Source organism: Enterobacter sp. Tr-810, from assembly GCF_011752765.1.
Classification (GTDB): domain Bacteria; phylum Pseudomonadota; class Gammaproteobacteria; order Enterobacterales; family Enterobacteriaceae; genus Enterobacter; species Enterobacter soli.
This window is the reverse complement of record NZ_VWWW01000001.1, coordinates 827,034-846,132: the sequence shown is the minus strand read 5'-3', so window position 1 is coordinate 846,132 and position 19,099 is coordinate 827,034. Positions and strand designations below refer to the sequence as shown.

General features: G+C 53.5%; 15 protein-coding genes. 8 read left to right on the top strand and 7 right to left on the bottom strand.

Going from position 1 to position 19,099, the window contains the following annotated elements:
* Nucleotides 1–34: 34 nt before the first annotated feature.
* Nucleotides 35–1,330, bottom strand: a complete 1,296-nt coding sequence (locus F3J30_RS04065; protein ID WP_166716052.1) for a serine hydrolase — start codon at nucleotides 1,328–1,330, stop codon at nucleotides 35–37.
* Between the two features lie 105 nt (nucleotides 1,331–1,435).
* Here F3J30_RS04065 and F3J30_RS04060 point away from each other — a divergent pair, with 105 nt between their 5' ends.
* Complete coding sequence (locus F3J30_RS04060) at nucleotides 1,436–2,341, top strand: LysR family transcriptional regulator (protein WP_166716049.1); 906 nt, start codon at nucleotides 1,436–1,438, stop codon at nucleotides 2,339–2,341.
* A 16-nt stretch (nucleotides 2,342–2,357) separates the two neighbouring features.
* Here the strand turns inward: F3J30_RS04060 and fumA are convergent, their stop codons facing one another.
* Nucleotides 2,358–4,007, bottom strand: coding sequence for a class I fumarate hydratase FumA (gene fumA, locus F3J30_RS04055; RefSeq protein WP_166716046.1), 1,650 nt, complete (start codon nucleotides 4,005–4,007; stop codon nucleotides 2,358–2,360).
* Between the two features lie 53 nt (nucleotides 4,008–4,060).
* Entirely contained in the window at nucleotides 4,061–5,569 is a 1,509-nt protein-coding gene (locus tag F3J30_RS04050; RefSeq protein WP_014070880.1) for an anion permease, read from the bottom strand.
* Between the two features lie 611 nt (nucleotides 5,570–6,180).
* Between F3J30_RS04050 and F3J30_RS04045 the strand changes: the two genes are divergently transcribed.
* Nucleotides 6,181–8,958, top strand: a complete 2,778-nt coding sequence (locus F3J30_RS04045) for a flavocytochrome c (RefSeq protein WP_166716044.1) — start codon at nucleotides 6,181–6,183, stop codon at nucleotides 8,956–8,958.
* Nucleotides 8,959–9,072: 114 nt separating this feature from the next.
* The gene (locus F3J30_RS04040) at nucleotides 9,073–10,035 is read left to right on the top strand and encodes an FAD:protein FMN transferase (protein WP_166716042.1); all 963 of its coding nucleotides are present in this window, start codon (nucleotides 9,073–9,075) and stop codon (nucleotides 10,033–10,035) included.
* Here F3J30_RS04040 and dcuR read toward each other — a convergent pair.
* Together dcuR and F3J30_RS04030 are read right to left on the bottom strand one after the other, a co-directional pair.
* Entirely contained in the window at nucleotides 10,016–10,735 is a 720-nt protein-coding gene (dcuR, locus tag F3J30_RS04035) for a two-component system response regulator DcuR (RefSeq protein WP_166716039.1), read from the bottom strand. The two genes, F3J30_RS04040 and dcuR, sit on opposite strands and share 20 nt — an antisense overlap.
* Complete coding sequence (locus tag F3J30_RS04030) at nucleotides 10,732–12,360, bottom strand: sensor histidine kinase (RefSeq protein ID WP_166716037.1); 1,629 nt, start codon at nucleotides 12,358–12,360, stop codon at nucleotides 10,732–10,734. The genes dcuR and F3J30_RS04030 overlap by 4 nt, the downstream gene beginning before the upstream one ends.
* 164 nt (nucleotides 12,361–12,524) lie before the next feature.
* Here F3J30_RS04030 and F3J30_RS04025 point away from each other — a divergent pair, with 164 nt between their 5' ends.
* Nucleotides 12,525–13,388 (top strand): N-acetylmuramic acid 6-phosphate etherase, encoded by an 864-nt coding sequence (locus F3J30_RS04025; RefSeq protein WP_166716034.1) that lies wholly within the window; start codon nucleotides 12,525–12,527, stop codon nucleotides 13,386–13,388.
* A 57-nt stretch (nucleotides 13,389–13,445) separates the two neighbouring features.
* Here the strand turns inward: F3J30_RS04025 and ompC are convergent, their stop codons facing one another.
* Nucleotides 13,446–14,609 carry a porin OmpC gene (gene ompC / locus F3J30_RS04020; RefSeq protein ID WP_166716031.1) on the bottom strand — a complete coding sequence of 388 codons (1,164 nt, stop codon included), beginning with the start codon at nucleotides 14,607–14,609 and terminating at the stop codon, nucleotides 13,446–13,448.
* A gap of 633 nt (nucleotides 14,610–15,242) precedes the next feature.
* Between ompC and drpB the strand changes: the two genes are divergently transcribed.
* From drpB to F3J30_RS04000, 4 genes are all read left to right on the top strand, one after another.
* Nucleotides 15,243–15,512: a cell division protein DrpB gene (gene drpB / locus F3J30_RS04015; protein WP_166716029.1), complete on the top strand. Its 270-nt coding sequence runs from the start codon at nucleotides 15,243–15,245 to the stop codon at nucleotides 15,510–15,512.
* A gap of 50 nt (nucleotides 15,513–15,562) precedes the next feature.
* On the top strand, nucleotides 15,563–16,264 hold the full coding sequence (locus F3J30_RS04010; RefSeq protein WP_166716027.1) for a phosphohydrolase: 702 nt from the start codon (nucleotides 15,563–15,565) through the stop codon (nucleotides 16,262–16,264).
* A 61-nt stretch (nucleotides 16,265–16,325) separates the two neighbouring features.
* Nucleotides 16,326–17,741, top strand: a complete 1,416-nt coding sequence (locus F3J30_RS04005; RefSeq protein ID WP_348771111.1) for a DNA cytosine methyltransferase — start codon at nucleotides 16,326–16,328, stop codon at nucleotides 17,739–17,741.
* Nucleotides 17,722–18,213, top strand: a complete 492-nt coding sequence (locus tag F3J30_RS04000; protein WP_166716023.1) for a very short patch repair endonuclease — start codon at nucleotides 17,722–17,724, stop codon at nucleotides 18,211–18,213. Before F3J30_RS04005 ends, F3J30_RS04000 begins: the two co-directional genes overlap by 20 nt.
* On the opposite strand, the gene yedA is transcribed toward F3J30_RS04000, so the two are convergent.
* The gene (yedA, locus tag F3J30_RS03995; RefSeq protein ID WP_166716020.1) at nucleotides 18,185–19,099 is read right to left on the bottom strand and encodes a drug/metabolite exporter YedA; all 915 of its coding nucleotides are present in this window, start codon (nucleotides 19,097–19,099) and stop codon (nucleotides 18,185–18,187) included. The two genes, F3J30_RS04000 and yedA, sit on opposite strands and share 29 nt — an antisense overlap.

The following is a 19,099-nucleotide window of genomic DNA, read 5'->3' as shown; positions in this document are numbered from 1 at the left end:
ATAAAAAAGCCAGGCATTGGCCTGGCTGTGAAGCTTAGCGAAGCGCCTGCGCGATGGCGCTAAACATCAGCGATGCCTCCAGCGGCTGCGCGCTAAACGACGGTTCCGCCTGCGGCCAGGTTGACCACTGCACGATTACCAGATTCTCCGCGCGGTTAACCATAATCATCTGTCCGAAAATACCCAGCGCCCACAGCGACTCTTTCAGGGACGCCTGCGCGGCTGGCTCGACGTTTTTGGCATTAGCCGGAACTTCATTGTTCCACCACTGGTAACCGTACAGGCCATTCGGGTGCGCGGCTGAAACCGACCCGGCGGCACGCGTCCAGTCGGAAGAGTCGCTCACCCAATTATCCGGCAGGGTTTTTTTGCCGTCGGGCAGCGTACCGTTGTGCAGGATGAACTCCCCGAAGCGTCCCCAGTCTTCCAGCGTGGCGTTGAAACCGTGCGCGCCAACGTCGTGCTCGCCTTTGCTGTAGGCGTGCCACACGCCGTCGCTTGCCATCCCGTAGGGCTGCCAGATGCTTTTCTCCAGATACGCCGCAAGCGTCATGCCGGTGGCGCGCTCAAGTACATCCCCCAGCAGCCACGCGCCGCCAGAGGAATACGACCAGTTTTGCCCGGCAGGATGTTCACGGTGCAGGCCGGAAACCAGCTTACGTACGCAGTCGTAGGTGCCGGGCTTTGCTTCGCATTCGGTCAGCTTCGCGAAATCCGACTCCGGATTCGTGTAATCCTCATTCCAGGCCACGCCGGACGTATGCGTGATGAGCTGTTTCAGGGTGACGCCGTCCCATGTCGTGCCCTTCAAATCCGGCTCGTACTGGGTGATAAGATCGTCCAGCGAGTGAATTTTCTCCTCTTTGATGGCGACCCCAACCAGCGCGGAAACCACCGATTTGCCCACCGAGCGGGACGTCCACAAGGTGGAATCGGTATTGCCTTCGCCGAGGTATTTCCACGCGATTTTGCCGTCTTTCAGCACCAGCATCCCGCTGACGTTTTGTCGCTTCAGGTAATCCTGCAGCCCGTAAATGCTGCCGTTAACCTGATAGAGGGCGTCCGTCAGCGGCTTTTCTGCCTGCTTAAAGGGCGTTGCGACGCCGTGACGGAAGACATCGCCCGCATAGTTGCGATAGTCGTTGCGAAAGCCAACCACGCGGTCAGCCTGGCTCCAGGTGAGCATCTGATGGGGATCCGGCAGCGTGCGATCAAAAGGGGCAGGGCAGGCGCTGAGGTCGGTGCCTTCGCAGGCGGCCATGGCGACGGGGGATAACAGGCTAAAAATGATACCCGCCAGCAAGGCGCGATTTAACGATTTGTTTTTCATGTTTTTTCTCGTATGGATTAGGAACGCCTTCAGTTTAAGAACTCACGACCTATAATAAAAAACGCGTAATGGGGGAAAATCCCCCAAAAACAGACGGGAGGCACTGTGTCATCGTTGCTCTATTCCTTTGCCCAGCTTGAGGCATTTACCGCGGTGGTTGAGCACGGGAGCCTGATGCAGGCGGCCATCAGGCTGGGGAAAGATCGCACCACGCTTCGCGATCTGATTGATTTTCTGGAAGACGGCCTGGGGTATCCGCTGTTTATTCGGGAAGGGCGCACCCTGCGCCTAACCCCGGAGGGCGAGCAGCTTCAGCGTCAGGCGCACCTGCTGATGCGCCAGGTGAAAGCGTTTGAGGCGTTTGCCAGAAAAGTGCCTGACGGTGCCAGTCAGCAGGTCACCCTTGTCTTCGATCCCTTCACCCCGCGCGCCTTTTTACGGGCGCTGATTGGCGTAATGGCAGATCGCGGCACGCGGTTAAGCCTGATCGGCGCCTCGCGCGATGTCGCGGAAGATTTGCTGGCAAAGGGTCAGGCCGACCTTGGGATTTTTCAGGCGCGAAACCGCAGCGTGGGGAATGAGATGGAGTGGCGCGCGTTGGGCGCGATAGACATGGATTTCTATGCCTCCACGGCGCTTTTCCCGAGCGCCGAGCAGCCGCTGTCGCTGCTCGATCTCTCGCTGGTGCCGCAGGTGATCATGCACTCCGCATCCGACGAGCCCGTGGCGCGTCGGCTGCAAATTTCCGGTCATACCCTGTTTACCAGCGAGCCGGGAATGCTGCGTGAGCTGGTGGAGCAGGGATGCGGCTGGGGGGTTTTACCCACCCATTTTGCCGCCGAAACCTGGCGTAACGTCAGGGCGCTGCGCACCGAGGTGGGGAATCAGGGTATTGGGCAGACGATGGTGACCATCTGGAAACCCGGGAGCGATAAGCGGGTCATGATTGAAGAACTGCTTGCGCTACTGCCGACACTATGGCGAAAAAAAACCCGCGAATGCGGGCTTTAGAAGAGTACGGCGAGACCTAGCGCTGTGCACAACCCGCACACTGTTTGTTCTGGATCTGCTGGAAGAAGTCATTACCTTTGTCATCCACCAGAATGAATGCCGGGAAGTTTTCCACTTCGATTTTCCAGATAGCTTCCATGCCCAGCTCAGGATATGCCACGCACTCCAGGCTCTTAATGCTGTTTTGCGCCAGTACCGCCGCCGGGCCGCCAATGCTGCCGAGGTAGAAGCCGCCGTGTTTGTGGCAGGCATCGGTTACCTGCTGGCTGCGGTTACCTTTTGCCAGCATGATCATGCTCGCGCCATGCGATTGCAGTAAATCCACGTATGAGTCCATACGGCCAGCGGTGGTTGGGCCTAACGAACCAGAGGCATAGCCTTCTGGCGTTTTGGCCGGGCCTGCGTAGTAGATCGGATGATCTTTTACGTACTGCGGCAGTTCTTCACCGTTGTCTAGCAACTCTTTCAGTTTGGCGTGAGCAATATCACGCGCCACGATGATGGTGCCGTTTAGTGACAAGCGGGTAGATACCGGATGAGCAGAAAGCTGCGCCAGGATCTCGTTCATTGGCTTGTTCAGGTTAATGCTGACCACCTCGCCTTCGCCTTGCTGGCGGAGTGCATCCGGAATGTACTGGCCTGGGTTATGTTCCAGTTTTTCAATCCAGATACCGTCGCGGTTGATTTTCGCTTTGATGTTGCGGTCAGCGGAGCAAGAGACGCCCATGCCAATTGGGCAAGACGCGCCGTGACGCGGCAGACGGATCACGCGGATATCGTGCGCGAAATATTTGCCGCCAAACTGCGCGCCAAGCCCCAGATTTTGCGCTTCCTGCAACAGTTCCTGTTCGAGCTGAACATCGCGGAACGCCTGACCGTGTTCGTTACCTTCCGTTGGCAAACCATCGTAATAACGAGTCGACGCCAGCTTCACGGTTTTCAGGGTGCTTTCAGCAGAGGTTCCGCCGATAACAAAGGCAATATGATAAGGCGGGCAGGCCGCGGTACCCAGGGTACGCATCTTCTCAACCAGGTAGTTTTTCAGCTTCGCCGGGGTGATCAGCGCTTTGGTTTCCTGGTACAGATAGGTTTTGTTGGCTGAACCGCCGCCTTTTGCCATGCACAGGAATTTGTACTCATCACCATCAACACTATAAAGATCGATCTGCGCTGGCAGGTTGGTGCCGGTATTCACCTCTTTATACATATCCAGCGCGGCATTCTGTGAATAACGCAGGTTGCCTTCGATATAGGTGTTGTACACGCCCTGGCTTAATGCGGCTTCATCACCGCCGCCGGTCCAGACGCGCTGGCCTTTTTTACCCATAATGATTGCCGTGCCGGTGTCCTGGCAGGTTGGCAATACGCCTTTGGCGGCGATCTCAGAGTTACGCAGGAATTGCAGCGCAACGTACTTGTCGTTTTCGCTCGCTTGCGGATCGTTCAGGATGGCAGCAACCTGTTTCTGGTGAGAAGGGCGCAGCATAAAGGCAGCATCGTGGAAGGCCTGCTGTGCCAGCAGAGTCAGCGCTTCCGGCTCCACTTTCAGGACTTCCTGGCCGTCGAACTCACTAACAGAAACATGCTCTTTGGTCAGCAGATAGTATTCGGTGTCGTCATGCGCGAGAGGGAAGGGGTTCTGGTAGTAAAACGGTTTGTTTGACATAACTTGCTCCACAAAAAATAAAACCGCCGGAGGATGAGTCCGGCGGTCAGAAATCAGAACATCATGGACATCCACGGATAACCAATCAGCAGCAGGGCCGCCAGGAAGATGGCACCGAAGATAGTGCCCAGGCGCCAGTAGTCTTTGGTTGGCAGGTAGCCACTACCGTAATAAATCGGGCTTGGGCCAGTACCGTATGGGGTGATGATCCCCATGATACCCAGCGAGGTCACCATCAGCAGAACAAACACTTCCATGTTCATGCCTGGAATGGTGGCGGCGATGGTCAGCATCGCTGGCAGCAGCGCCGTGGTGTGGGCGGTGGTGCTGGCAAACAGGTAGTGCAGCAGATAGAACGCCAGCAGCAGAACGATAGTCGCCACACCCGGAGAGATGCCACTCATCAGCAGACCACCTTCTTTACCCAGCCAGCTGATAAAACCGGTAGATGAAAGACCATCTGCCAGTGCGACCAGGGTGGCAAACCAGACGAAGGTGTTCCATGCGGCTTTGTTGCCGGTGATGTCGTTCCATTCCAGTACGCCAGTCCACAGCATCAGACCCACGATTAACAGGGCAGCCATTGCAGGTTCGATCCACGCGGCGGCGAAGATCCACATCAGCAGCGCACAGCACACGAACACCAGCAGCAGGATTTCATTGCGGGACAGTTTGCCCAGTTTTTCCAGTTCACGGCTTGCCCACAGCGGCACTTCGTCATTCACTTTGACTTCGGGTGGGTAGAACCAGTAGGCCAGCAGCGGCATCACCAGAATCAACAGCACGCCCAGCGGCAGGAAGGCGATAAACCAGGTGCCCCAGGAGATATTAATCCCGACGATGCTTTTCACCAGCGCCAGCGCCAGCAGGTTAGGTGCCAGAGCAGAAAGGAACATAGAGCTGGTGATACAGGCCGCAGTAATTGCCACCCACATCAGATACGAACCGATTTTGCGCGCGCTTGGGTCGTTAGGTTTTGAACCATACAGCGGCGGCAGGTTAGCGATGATTGGGTAGATTGTCCCACCGCTACGTGCGGTGTTGGATGGCGTAAACGGTGCCAGCAGCAGATCCGCGAAGGTGATGGCGTAACCGAGCGTCAGGCTGCGACGGCCCAGATACTTCACCAGAATCAGTGCCAGACGGCGACCGAAGCGGGTTTTGTCGTAGCCTGCCGCGAACATGAAGGCACCGAAAATCAGCCAGACGGTTGAGTTACCGAAACCGCTCACCGCCCATTTAAAGGAGGCACCCGCCAGTTTGAATTTCGGGTCGGCCAGCTGTTCAGGGCTGAAAAGCACCCACTGGCTGCACAGGGCGATGGCCACAACACCGGTCAGGCCGATAACGGCGCCTGGCAGGGGTTCGAAGATTAACCCAACGATCACGCCTACAAAGATAGCGAAGTAGTGCCATGCATAAGGAGGCAATCCTTCCGGGACAGGAACAAACAGAAGCAGTACGGCAACGATAATGGGCAGAGCCATCATCAGCAGACGTTTTGCGTTTCCGTCAGATGCCTTACTCGCCACCGGGGGCGTTACAGCAGTTTTTGTATTCATAGTTTCACGTCTTAAGTTGTCAAAAATTCGGTTTATGCTGAAATGACAAATTCGCTTTCTTTAGTTTCTTTGCTTTTTTTAGTTATTAAAGGTGCGTTTTTGTAATTTCGTTAATAACGACTCAACGCATTTCTGGATGCGTTAAATTAAAAAATGATGATGTTTATATATTGCGCCTTTGGATGCCAGATCTGTTGATCGCGATCAATAAAATAGAATCACAGGAGTATTTTTAATCTTTAATAAATAACCCTATAGAGCTATGTGGATATTATTGTTTTTATTATTTAAATTGTTTCTTTTTGATAACATTTGGCAAGGTCTGATTTTCTTATTTCGTTGATTTTAAAGAATTTTGTTCGCATTCATTAAGTGCTGCAAGGTAAGTGAAAGGTTAACGGTGTTTAAATTATTGTGAATGAAGTAATTTATATTACTAACACCAATGTGTTATTAATGTTACCGAAGGGATTAAATAGTTATTTAACTAACGTAATAACTTTAGAAACTAAAAAAATCATTATATTAATATCATGACATCGGCATAAAAAATCGAAATAAAACTGAGCCCGATAACGAATTCTTAAATTTTAAAGTTTGGAGTTTCTATTATGAGTACTAACGAACGCATCCTAAGCCCTTTCACTCTGCCAAACGGTACAGAACTTAAAAACCGCTTATTAATGGCGCCGATGACAACCTGTACCGGCTATTACGACGGCACAGTGACCAGCGAGCTGGTGGAGTACTATCGGGCCCGCTCCGGCAGCATCGGTACCATCATTGTTGAATGCTGCTTTATCGACGATCTGGGGCTTGCCTTCCCGGGCGCTATCGGTATCGATAACGACGAAAAAATCGCCGGTCTGGCAAAAATCGCCGAGGCGATCAAATCCAAAGGCTCTAAAGCACTTCTTCAGATTTACCACGGCGGCCGTATGGTCGACCCAAAATTGATCGGTGGGCGCACACCGGTTGGGCCGAGCGCAGTAGCTGCACCGCGTGACGGTGCCGCTACCCCGGTTGCCCTGACCACTGAAGAAGTGGAAGGCATGATCGGCAAGTTTGGTGAAGGTGTGCGTCGTGCTATTCAGGCGGGTTTCGATGGTGTCGAAATCCACGGCGCAAATACTTACCTGATCCAGCAGTTCTACTCCCCGAACTCTAACCAGCGCACCGACGAGTGGGGCGGCAGCCGAGATAATCGCGCGAAGTTCCCCCTGGCGGTACTGGACATCACTCATAAAATGGTACGCCAGTACGCAGATGATGCGTTCATCATTGGCTACCGTTTCTCGCCGGAAGAGATGGAAGTCCCTGGCATCCGTTTTGATGACACCATGTACCTGCTGGAAAAACTGGCGGCCCGTGGCGTGGATTATCTGCACTTCTCCGTGGGGGCAACGCTGCGCCCGTCAATTGTTGATACGCAAGACCCGACCCCGCTTATCGAAAAATACTGCGCAATGCGTTCCGATACCCTGGCACAAATTCCGGTCATGGGCGTGGGCGGTGTGGTTAATGCGGCTGATGCCAACAAGGCGATAGACAGCGGTTACGATCTGATTGCCGTTGGCCGCGCAACCATCGCGTATCCTGACTGGACCGACCGCATTGCTGCCGGTGAAACCCTTGAGCTGTTTATGGACAGCACTCAACGCGAAGCGCTGAGCATCCCTGAGCCGCTGTGGCGCTTCTCGCTGGTGGAAGCCATGATCCGCGATATGAGCATGGGGGAATCGAAATTCAAACCGGGCATGTTCGCTGAAAAAGTGCAGGACGATGTCAACGAGCTGGTGATTAACGTCAGCCTCGAAACTGACCGCATTGCGGACATCGAACTGGCGTCTGGCCCGAGCCAGGACGTGGAATTTGTGACCAGTTTTGAAGAGATCCGTACCCGCATTCTGGATGCCAACACTCCGCATGTGGATGCCATCACCGGCGCAACCAGTCAGAGTGAAGCGGTGAAAAAAGCCGTTTCCAAAGCAATGCTCAAATCCAGCAAAGCCCTGGCAGCGGAAGAGGGGGCCGATCCAAACGAAACCAAATCTGTTGACGTGGTGGTTATCGGCAGTGGCGGTGCAGGCCTGGCGGCCGCTATTCAGGCGCATGACGAAGGCGCGAGCGTACTGATTGTCGAAAAAATGCCAACCATCGGCGGTAACACCATTAAAGCGTCTGCCGGGATGAACGCAGCCGAAACCCGCTTCCAGCGTGTGAAAGGTATTCAGGACAGCAAAGAATTGTTCTACCAGGAAAGCCTCAAAGGCGGCGGCAACAAGAACAACCCGGAACTGCTGCGTCGCTTTGTGGAAAACGCCCCAGAGGCGATTGAATGGCTGGCAACCCGCGGCATCATGCTGAACGACATCACCACCACCGGTGGGATGAGCATTGACCGTACTCACCGTCCGAAAGATGGCTCCGCAGTGGGGGGATATCTGATCAGCGGCCTGGTACGTAACGTCACCAAACGCAACATCGACGTAATGCTGGATACTTCCGTCAGTGACATCATTTTCGAAAACGGTGAAGTGACCGGCGTACGTCTGACGACCGAAGAGAATGAGACTGTCACCGTGGCAACCAAAAGTGTGATTGTCGCGACCGGCGGCTTCAGCGCGAACAGCCAGATGGTTGTGAAATACCGTCCTGACCTGGCAGGTTTCGTGACCACTAACCATAAAGGTGCAACTGGCGGCGGTATCGCCCTTCTGGAGCGTATCGGCGCGGGTACTGTTGATATGGGCGAAATTCAGATCCACCCGACCGTTGAGCAGAAAACTTCTTACCTGATTTCCGAATCCATCCGCGGTGGCGGTGCGATTCTGGTGAACCAGCAGGGGAACCGCTTCTTCAATGAAATGGAGACGCGCGATAAAGTCTCTGCCCAGATTATTGCCCTGCCTGAAAAATACGCCTACATCGTCTTTGATGAGCATGTGCGTGCGAAAAACAAAGCGGCGGATGAGTATATCGCCAAAGGTTTCGTCACCAGTGCCAGCTCACCTAAAGCCCTGGCTGAAACCTTAGGAATGGATTATCACGCTTTCCTGGCAACGCTCGAACGTTACAACGGCTTTGTTGAAAAACAGCATGATGATGACTTCGGTCGCACCACCGCACTGCGTGCGCCAATCAACGAAGGGCCATTCCATGCCATTCAGATTGCACCGGGCGTGCACCATACAATGGGTGGCGTAACCATCAACACCGAGACCTGTGTGCTGGATAACGATCACCAGGTCATCCCGGGGGCGTTCGCCGCAGGTGAAGTGGTTGGCGGTATCCACGGTGGTAACCGCATTGGCGGTAACGCAGTGGCAGATATCATTATTTTTGGTACGCTTGCCGGACATCAGGCAGCGATGCGTTCGAAAATGTAATGGCCCCATGCCCGGTAGCACTGTGCTTACCGGGCATGAAACGTACAAATGGCACCTGACCCGTAGGCCGGAAAAGCGTAGCGCATCCGACATGTCAACCAAGGAGCCCTGTCCATGCCTTCTGCCAGTCGTGTCTACAGTTATTCCGCCGTGCTGATGGGTTCGCCCATCCTGCTGAAACTCTTTTCCCACGACGAGGCGCTTGCCTCCCGCGTTTTCCGTTTAATCAAACAGTATGAAGATTTGCTCACCGTAAACCGCGCCCAATCTCAGGTGATGGATATCAACCATGCGGCCGGACGTCACCCGGTTACCGTCAGCCAGCCAGTATTCGAACTTATACGCTGCGCAAAAGCCGCCAGCCTGTATCCGGGAAGTGCTTTTAATCTGGCGATCGGCCCGCTGGTGAAACGCTGGAAAATCGGTTTTAAGGGCGACACTGTGCCGCCCGCCGAGGACATTGCTTCACTGCTTTCGATAACCCGGCCCGAAGATGTCCTGCTTGATGAAGCAAACAGCAGCGTATTGCTGGCCAAAGCGGGAATGGAGATTGACCTGGGCGCCATCGCCAAAGGCTATATCGCCGACAGGGTGCGCGATTACCTGCGTAAAGAGGGCGAAGACCTTGGGCTGATAAACCTGGGCGGCAACATCCAGACGCTGGGATCGCCTGAAGGCGGCTGGAGCGTGGGGCTGAAAAAACCGTTCGCTGCGGATGAACTGATTGGCACGATGGAGGTAGAGAATATGTCTGTTGTGACTTCCGGTACCTATGAGCGTTACTTTGAGCAAGACGGTAAACGCTATCACCATATTCTTGACCCGCACACCGGTTATCCGCTGGATAATGAGCTGGATAGCGTGACGATTGTTTCAAAGAACTCTATCGACGGTGATATCTGGACCACGCTGATGTTTGGCATGGGGGTTGAGAAGGGCTGTGCGGCGCTGCGTGCGCGGCCAGACATTGAAGCCATCTTCGTCACGAAAGCGAAAGAGGTGGTTTTTTCATCTTCACACCTCTTCCGCTTTACGTTACTGGATAACGGTTACCGCGTTACTGGCAGTACTGCCTGAGCAGGCCAATCTGTTCCGGCTGGAGCCGGTAGCGATACACCGGACGCCCCGTTGCGCCGTAGTGAATGCTGGTGAACAGAATGGTGATTTGCGCCAGCCAGATAAGATATTTACGGCACGACACACGCGAAATATTCACCGCGTTTGCCAGGTCATCGGTTGAAAACTCCACATCCGGGTGTGCGTCGATCCACTGGCAAATAGTGCGCAGCGTCTGTGGGGTTAAACCTTTCGGCAGACGCTTGCTGTCTGCCAGCTCTGGCGCGCCGCCATGCAGAAGCCTGTCGACATCCGCCTGTTCATAATACTGGTGCGATCCCATCAGACTGTGTTTCGCCTTCCAGCCGTTCAGCGCCTCTTCAAAACGCGGGAACTGGAACGGCTTAATCAGATAATCCACCACGCCGTAATGCATGGAGGTCTGGATCGTGACCGCGTCAGATGCCGAAGAGATCATGATGACGTCAATCTGGCGGCCAGATGCGCGGATGACCGGCAGGAGATCCAGCCCGTTATCCTGCTGCATGTAGACGTCCAGCAGCACCAGATCGATAGGCTGAGCCGGATTGTTAATATATGCCTCGGCCTGGTTGAGCGTGGAGGCGACGCCACAGCAGCTAAATCCCTCAACGCGGTTAACATACAGACGGTTGAGGTCGGCTACCATGGCATCATCATCGACAATTAATACATTTATCACGCGATATTCCTCTCGCTATCCCAGGGGATCTGAACAAAAAATTGGGTAAAAACGCCAGGTTCCGACTCGACGGTGATGTCACCGCCAAGGTTGTGGATCTGCTGGCGAGCAAGGAACAGCCCAACGCCACGGTTTTCACCTTTTGTTGAGTAGCCTTTGTTAAAAATATCTTCCAGCCGTACAGGATCAATCCCGGGGCCGTCATCGCTCACTTCACAGCTGAGCCAGCCATTCTGATAGTGCAGCAGCAGGCTAATTTCGCCTTCACGCTGGCCCGTCATCGCATCCAGGGCATTTTCAATTAAATTACCGAGCACGGTAATGAGCACCGCGACCTGTTCTTCGTTGGTACAATCCGGCAACTGGCACTCATCGGCCAGGGTCAGGGTAAAACCGGCCTCTTTGGCGCGATTAATTTTGCCCAGCAAAAAGCCCGCGATCACCGGGGACTTAATCTTGCCCTGAATAGCGCCGATGTCGGTCTGGTAATTTTGCGCGGTCTGGATAATGTACTCTTCCAGTTTGTCGTAACGCTTCATGTGCAGCAAACCCAGGATAACATGCAGCTTATTCATAAACTCGTGGGTATGGGAACGCAGGGCATCGACATAGTTGACCATACCGTCAATACGCTGCATCAACTGGCTGATTTCAGTCTTATCACGGAAAGTGCTGATGGCCCCAATCACCTGATTCTGGCTCTTAACGGGCACCATGTTACAGAGCAGCAAACGGCCGTTGCAGCTGATCTCCTGATCCTGACGGGCAAGCCCGGTTTTCGACACTTCTCTCAAGCTTGCCAGCAGTGGGGAGTGGGGCGGTTCACCGGTGTTATCAGTGGCCTGGCCTGATGGCAGCAGCAAAATCTGCCGGGCGGCATGGTTTATCATCGTGACCCGGCCGCGTATGTCTACGGCAACCACTCCTTCACGCAAGGACTGCAACATCGCCTGACGCTGCTCAAACAGCGCGGAGATTTCATAAGGTTCAAGACCAAACAGGATGCGTTTCAGGACGCGGACCAGGCCCCAGATCCCAATAGAGCTCATCAGGATACTGAACAGGATGGTCCAGAGGGCATTTTGCCGCCCGCGGGTGATTTGCTCTTCAACTTTATTGAGTGAAATCCCCACCACGACCACGCCGATCTGCTCGTGTTGTACATCATAGATTGGGGTAAATACGCGCAGCGCCTCTGCGAGTACACCCCGATTGACGGAGACATTCTCTTTTCCCTCCAGCGCCGGGGTCAGGTCATCCCCGATAAAATGCAGCCCTAAAAGCGCTTCGTTCGGGTGGGAGTAGCGAATCCCCCGCATATCGGTTACCACCGTGAACAGCAGATCGTTACGTTGCGTGACGGCCTGCGCGATAGGCTGAATGATATCGGCCTGCGGCGGTTGCATCAGCCCGCGCTTGACCTCCGGGCTGTCGGCCAGCGTTCTGGCAATCCCCAGGGCGGTATCTTTAACATCATCGCGCGTTGCCCGGGTGATTTGCACTGAATAGAGCGCGAAAACCACCAGCAGGACCGAACCGATAATGGCGCAGACCATCAGGGTGACCAGCGTGTTCAGCTTCATGGGGCGCTTGTGCGTCGGGGAAAAAGGCTGCAAATCGCTCATCAACACTCCGCGATGAATTAAGAAAGGGCTAATTATCGCCGATGACGCGCGTTTCTTAAAGCTATGTAAAACTTGCCTTTGCTCCTCTTTTCGTGAACCTCCTCGCATGTCATCCATATAAAACCCTTTATAGTGTGCGTGAACTCATAATAAGGAGGCTGTTTATGAGCACCATGCTTACCGGTTCAGTCAAGGAAAGACGGCATTCCAGCACGATCAATATTGATAGATTGTCCACGCTGGACATGCTGCAAGTCATTCACCAGGAAGACGCAAACATATCCTCTGCCATTACCCCATTTTTAAACACTATTGCCCGCGTGGTGGATAACGCTGCGGCAACCCTGAGCCATGGCGGCCGCCTGGTGATTGTGGGAGCGGGCCCTTCCGGGCGGATGGCAGAGCAGGCGGCGAAAGAGTATGCACCAGGCAAGCATCCCGTTATTGCCCTGACGGCGGGTGATGGTGCCGGAAGTTATGAGCGGGGTGTGGCCGATCTCCAGGCGATCAAATTTGGTGAGCACGATATGATGCTGGCCCTGACCGTCAGCGGAAAAACGCCGTGGGTATGGGGAGCGATGCGCCACGCCTGGTCGCTGGGGTCACCGTTGGCTGTCGTCACCAGTGACGCGCAAAGCGAAGCGGCACAGCTGGCGAGCATGGTGATTGCACCGGAGCTGGGCGCTGATGTGGTGGCAGGTTTTAGCAATACCAAAGCCGGGATCGCCCAAAAAATGATCCTTAATATGGTCACCACCGGGCTGGCGGTTCGTAGCGGGCGTGTGTACAGCAATCTGCGGGTGGATCTTGAAGCCAGCAGTACCAAATGGGCAGAGCGTCAAATTGCCATCGTGATGGAAGCGGGCGGCTGTACCCGGGCGGTGGCGAAAGCTGCGCTGGAAAGCTGCAATCACAACTGTAAAACCGCCGTGTTGATGGTGCTGACCGGTCTGGATGCGTGGAACGCCCACGAACTGCTTTCACAGAATAATGGATTTATTCGGGTGGCCTTGCAGGAAGCGCCTTAGTCACTAAAGCGTGAGACAAAAAAGCCCGCAGAAGCGGGCTTTGGTATGTTTGAGGGATTAGAACTGGTAGGTCATGCCGATACCGACGATGTCATCGGTAGAGATGCCGTTTGCTTCATAGAAACTTTCATCGTTATCCAGCATGTTGATTTTGTAATCAACATAGGTAGAGAAGTTCTTGTTGAAGCTGTAGGTCATGCCCAGGTCGATGTAGTTAACCAGATCCATGTCTCCATGCTGACCCTGCGGGTTGTTTGCATTGCCTGGGTAAGCCAGGTCTTTACCTTTAGAGTAAACCCATGCCAGGGAAGGGCGCAGACCAAAGTCGAACTGGTATTGTGCTACCGCTTCGAAGTTCTGGGTTTGATCTGCAATACCGTAATCGCCGTATGGAGTCATGTTACGGGTTTCAGCGTACATCATCGCCAGATAGACGCTATTGGCATCGTACTTCGCGCCAAGAGTCCATGCTTCTGCTGTTTTACCACTTGCAAAATTCGCGCTGTATTTGCCGGCAGCTTCTTGCTTGTTGGTACGGTCAGAAGAAGAGTATGCCGCACCCAGGCTCAGGCCAGACAGATCGCCAGAGAAGTCATAGGAGGTAGACATGCCGAAGCCGTCGCCATTCTGGAAACGCACATCGTTATGGCCGTTTTTGGTGCCTTCCTGATCTTCTGTTGCATCCTGACCTTCGTTAGCGCCCTGGTATTGCAACGCGAAGTTCAGACCGTCAACCAGACCGAAGAAATCAGAGTTACGGTAAGTTGCCAGACCGTTAGCACGGCCAACCATAAAGTTATCGGTCCAGGTATAAGAATCACCGCCGAATACTGGCAGCATATCCGTCCAGGCTTCAACGTCATAGACAACGCCGTAATTACGACCGTAATCAAATGAACCGTATTCGCCATACTTCAGGCCAGCATACGCCAGACGGTTGAATGATTTATCACCCGCGCCTTCAGTATCATTTGCGTAGGTCTTATATTCCCACTGGCCATAACCCACCAGATCGTTAGTGATCTGGGTTTCGCCTTTGAAACCAACCTGCACGTAGGTTTCGTCGCCATCATCGCCTGGGTTATCGGAGAAGGTATGGCGGGCGTCAACCTTGCCGTATAAATCAACTTTGTTGCCATTTTTGTTATAAATCTCAGCCGCATTTGCTGCGCCTGCCATTAACATTGCGGGTACAAGAATTGCCAGAACTTTTCTTTTCATTATATATTCCCTATAAATATAATTTCTATGAATATACGTAATCACTCTCTGTAATTACGGGGTAAATATTATTCTATGTGATGCTGCATTTGTTCAAAAATAAATGTAATAAAATGATTATTTTTTATTTCAATATGTTTCTATTTATCTCTTTATTTTTCATGTCTATAAATGCTAAGGAATGATAATTATGGTTTATACTTCATTTTCATAGTGTTGCTTGTATTTTTTGGGGCGGATTTATTGATTTTGTAAATGAATGATGCGGGCATGGCTATACGGATATTTATCGGGTTTATATAATTTCGTGGTTGCATTGACGGTTTTGGTGAAAAAATTATTCATATTAATGAAGGCTGGGGATGAGTGGGTAAATAACCTTTCCCCTGATGTTGTGTTGTTTTAGTGGAACCATGAAATGAACGCGAACGATATTAATGTCTTGATTAACACCATCGCTACGCATGGCGGCGGACACAACGGGGGCAAATTTGCCTGAGATCAACTTAACGCAAACTGATGTGTGGAAATCGTCGCCTGAGACAGCATTTAGTGACAAAATGTGATAAAAGTCACAAAAAAGAATGTGCGGTGTGAAAGTGGTAACACGGTTACCGTGAATCGGGGTTGAAAATGGAACAAAAAATCGATCGTAGCCTGGGAGGCAAACTGGCGCTGTGGGTGTTCTATGCATTTTGCGGATACTTCATGTGGGCCATGGTCCGCTATGTGTGGGTGGTCAGTAAAATTCCCGTCGTGTCGGGTTCCGTTGTGGAGGGCGATTTAGGGTCAACCAGCGGTAAATGGCTTGGTGCATTGCTGGGGTTTTTGGTTCTGGGTGCCGTTGGTCTGATTCTGGGTGGGATTGCCTGGTACACGCGTCCTCGTTATGACGGGCAGTGATAGCCGTTGGGAAAGTTGCTATTGTAGCCTTTTGGCAACAGGACGTGATTATGGAACTTACGCAGTGGCAACACCGCTTTGAAAGCTGGCTGGAACAACACCATTCTACCGATGATACCGCACACGATATCTCTCACTTTCGCCGCGTGTGGATGACGGCGCAGAAGATGATGGTGGGCGAGGCGGCCGATCCACTGGTGGTGCTCACCTCATGCTATTTCCATGACATTGTCAGCCTGCCCAAAAATCACCCTGAACGCAGCCAGTCTTCAGTGCTTGCGGCACGCAAAACTCGCCAGATCCTGAGTGACGACTTCCCCGATTTCCCGCCAGAGCGCTACAGCGCCGTGGAACATGCAATAGAGGCGCACAGCTTCAGCGCCGGGATCACGCCCCTCACACCAGAGGCGAAAATTGTCCAGGATGCGGACAGGCTAGAAGCGCTGGGCGCGATCGGTCTGGCGCGCGTTTTTGCCGTATCAGGAGCATTAGGCGTGCCATTGTTTGATGCCAATGATCCCTTTGCCGATTCACGTACGTTGAACGACAAAGCTTTTGCACTGGATCATTTCCAGACCAAACTGCTGCGTCTGCCCGACACCATGCAAACAGAAATCGGGCGCGAAATGGCGCGTCATAATGCCGATTACCTGATTCAGTTTATGGCGAAACTGAGTGCCGAATTACAGGGCAACTGCCTGGGCGTCGATAGCCAGGTGCAGAGCCGCTTCCGTCGCAGTTTGCAGTCCTGAACTGTGGTAATCTGTTTCCAGTCTTTATTGTCCGGTTAAAAGAATGCAGGAAAATCGATCAGTGACTGAACCCGCGCCAGCACAGGCGGTAAAATCTACGGTAGCTGTGCAGGCATTACTGCGTCAGTTGCTGGATATCTATGATGCTAAAACGCTGGCAAACCAGCTGGAGGCTTACGGTGAAAGCCACTGGAGCCCGGCAATACTGAAAAGACTGCTGACCAGCGAGCGGGCAGGGCATCGTCTGAGCGACGGCGAATATCGCTTTCTGCAAAATTTGCTTCCGCGCCCCCCGGCTGCCCACCCGAACTATGCTTTCCGCTTTATCGATCTCTTTGCCGGTATCGGCGGTATCCGGCACGGGTTTGAAGCCATTGGCGGCCAGTGCGTGTTTACCAGCGAATGGAACAAACATGCCGTGCGCACCTATAAAGCGAACTGGTACTGCGATCCTGCCAGCCATCAGTTTAATGCCGATATCCGTGAAGCGACTCTGAGCCATAAAGACGGAGTAACGGATAAAGACGCTGCTGAGCATATTCGCCAGACTATTCCTGAACATGATGTGCTGCTGGCGGGCTTCCCGTGTCAGCCATTCTCTTTAGCCGGAGTGTCAAAGAAAAATGCGTTAGGCCGTGCCCACGGTTTTGCCTGCGACACTCAGGGCACGCTGTTTTTTGATGTGGCCCGTATTATTGATGCCCGTCGTCCGGCCATTTTTGTGCTGGAAAACGTGAAGAACTTAAAGAGCCACGATGGCGGGAAAACTTTCCGTATCATCATGCAAACGCTCGATGAGCTTGGCTACGATGTGGCGGATTCAAAGGATATGGGTGCCGACGATCCGAAAATTATCGATGGCAAACATTTCCTGCCCCAGCATCGCGAGCGCATTGTGCTGGTGGGGTTCCGCCGCGACCTCAATCTGAAGGGTGACTTCACCCTGCGGGATATCCCGGCGCTCTATCCGGCGCGTCGTCCGACGGTTGCTGAGCTTCTGGAGCCTGCTGTGGATGCGAAGTTCATCCTGACGCCTGTGCTGTGGAAGTACCTCTATCGCTATGCCAAAAAGCACCAGGCCAAAGGCAATGGATTCGGTTTTGGTATGGTTAACCCGAACGATCCGGGCAGCGTGACCCGGACTTTATCGGCCCGCTATTACAAAGATGGCGCAGAGATCCTGATCGACCGTGGTTGGGACAAAGCGCTGGGTGAGAAGGATTTTGACGACCCGCAGAACCAGCGTCACCGCCCGCGCCGTTTAACCCCGCGCGAGTGCGCCCGGTTAATGGGGTTTGAAACACCGCAAGGGTATAGCTTCCGCATTCCGGTCTCCGACACCCAGGCGTATCGTCAGTTTGGTAACTCGGTGGTCGTTCCGGCATTTGCGGCGGTAGCAAAATTGCTGGCATCGCGTATCAGGCAGGCCGTTGCGCTCCGCGAGAATGAGGCCGTCAATGACGGATGTGCACAATAAGGCCACCCGCAGCAAAAACATGCGTGCTATCGGCACGCGTGATACAGCCATCGAAAAACGGCTGGCGGGGCTGCTGACTCAGGCAGGGTTTGATTTTCGGGTTCAGGATGTCGCACTTCCCGGGCGTCCTGATTTCGTTATCGATCTTTACCAGTGCATCATCTTTACCCATGGTTGTTTCTGGCATCACCACAACTGCTATCTGTTTAAAGTGCCAGCCACTCGCACCGATTTCTGGCTGGACAAGATTGGCAAAAATGTGGCGCGCGACACACGCGATATAGCGATGCTTATCTCGCAAGGATGGCGGGTGCTGGTGGTGTGGGAATGTGCGTTACGCGGCAAAATGAAGCTGGATGATGCAGGGCTGACCGAGCGGCTGGAAGAGTGGATCTGCGGCGGCGGTCAGGCCGCGCAGATTGACACTCAGGGCATTCACCCTTTTACAGTTTATCCGCCTCACAAGGCGTGACCACCGGTTTAGCGGGCAGCAAATACTTGCCTAAGGTCACCAGCACAACCGCCAGAATAATCACCCCTAACGCCAGCCATTCAACGGGCGACAGCGTCTCGCCAGCGAACCCCGTCCCCAGCAACACGGCGACTACCGGGTTGACGTAGGCATAGCTGGTTGCCACGGCTGGTGAAACATTGCGGATCAGGAACATATACGCATTGATGGCGATGATGGAGCCAAACAACGCCAGATACCCTACCGCCAGGAAGCCTGATAAATCCGGTATTGCTGTCAGTTTTTCACCCGAGATCATGGAGGCGATAAACAACACAACACCAGCCGCGAGCATCTCGATCGCGCCTGCCATCATGCCGGACGGCAATTCGATACGGGAGCCGTAAACGGAACCAAACGCCCAGCTCATCGAGCCAATCAGGATAAGAATGGCCCCCCACGGATTCCCGCTCAGATTACCGCCGCTGTTAAGCAAAATAATTCCCGCAAGCCCGATACCAATGCCCATCCACTCCAGTTTACGGGTCCTGATACCGAAAAGCCGACTAAAGCACAGCGTAAACAGCGGCACTGTCGCCACGACGACCGCAGCGATGCCGGATGGCACATTCTGGTGTTCTGCCACGGTCACAAAACCATTACCCACGGCCAGCAACAGTACGCCAATCAGGGCGGCATTTAACATTGGGCGCAGTGGCGGAAGTTTATGTCCACGCAGCAGTAAAAAGGCTGTCAGCAGCACGCCCGCCGAGAGGAAACGCGTACCTGCCATCATCAGCGGTGGCCAGCTTTCCACACCGATACGAATGACAAAATAGGTGGAACCCCAGATGATATACAGCGAGAAAAGCGCTCCAATGAGCGGTAACAGGTGCCGGAAACGCAT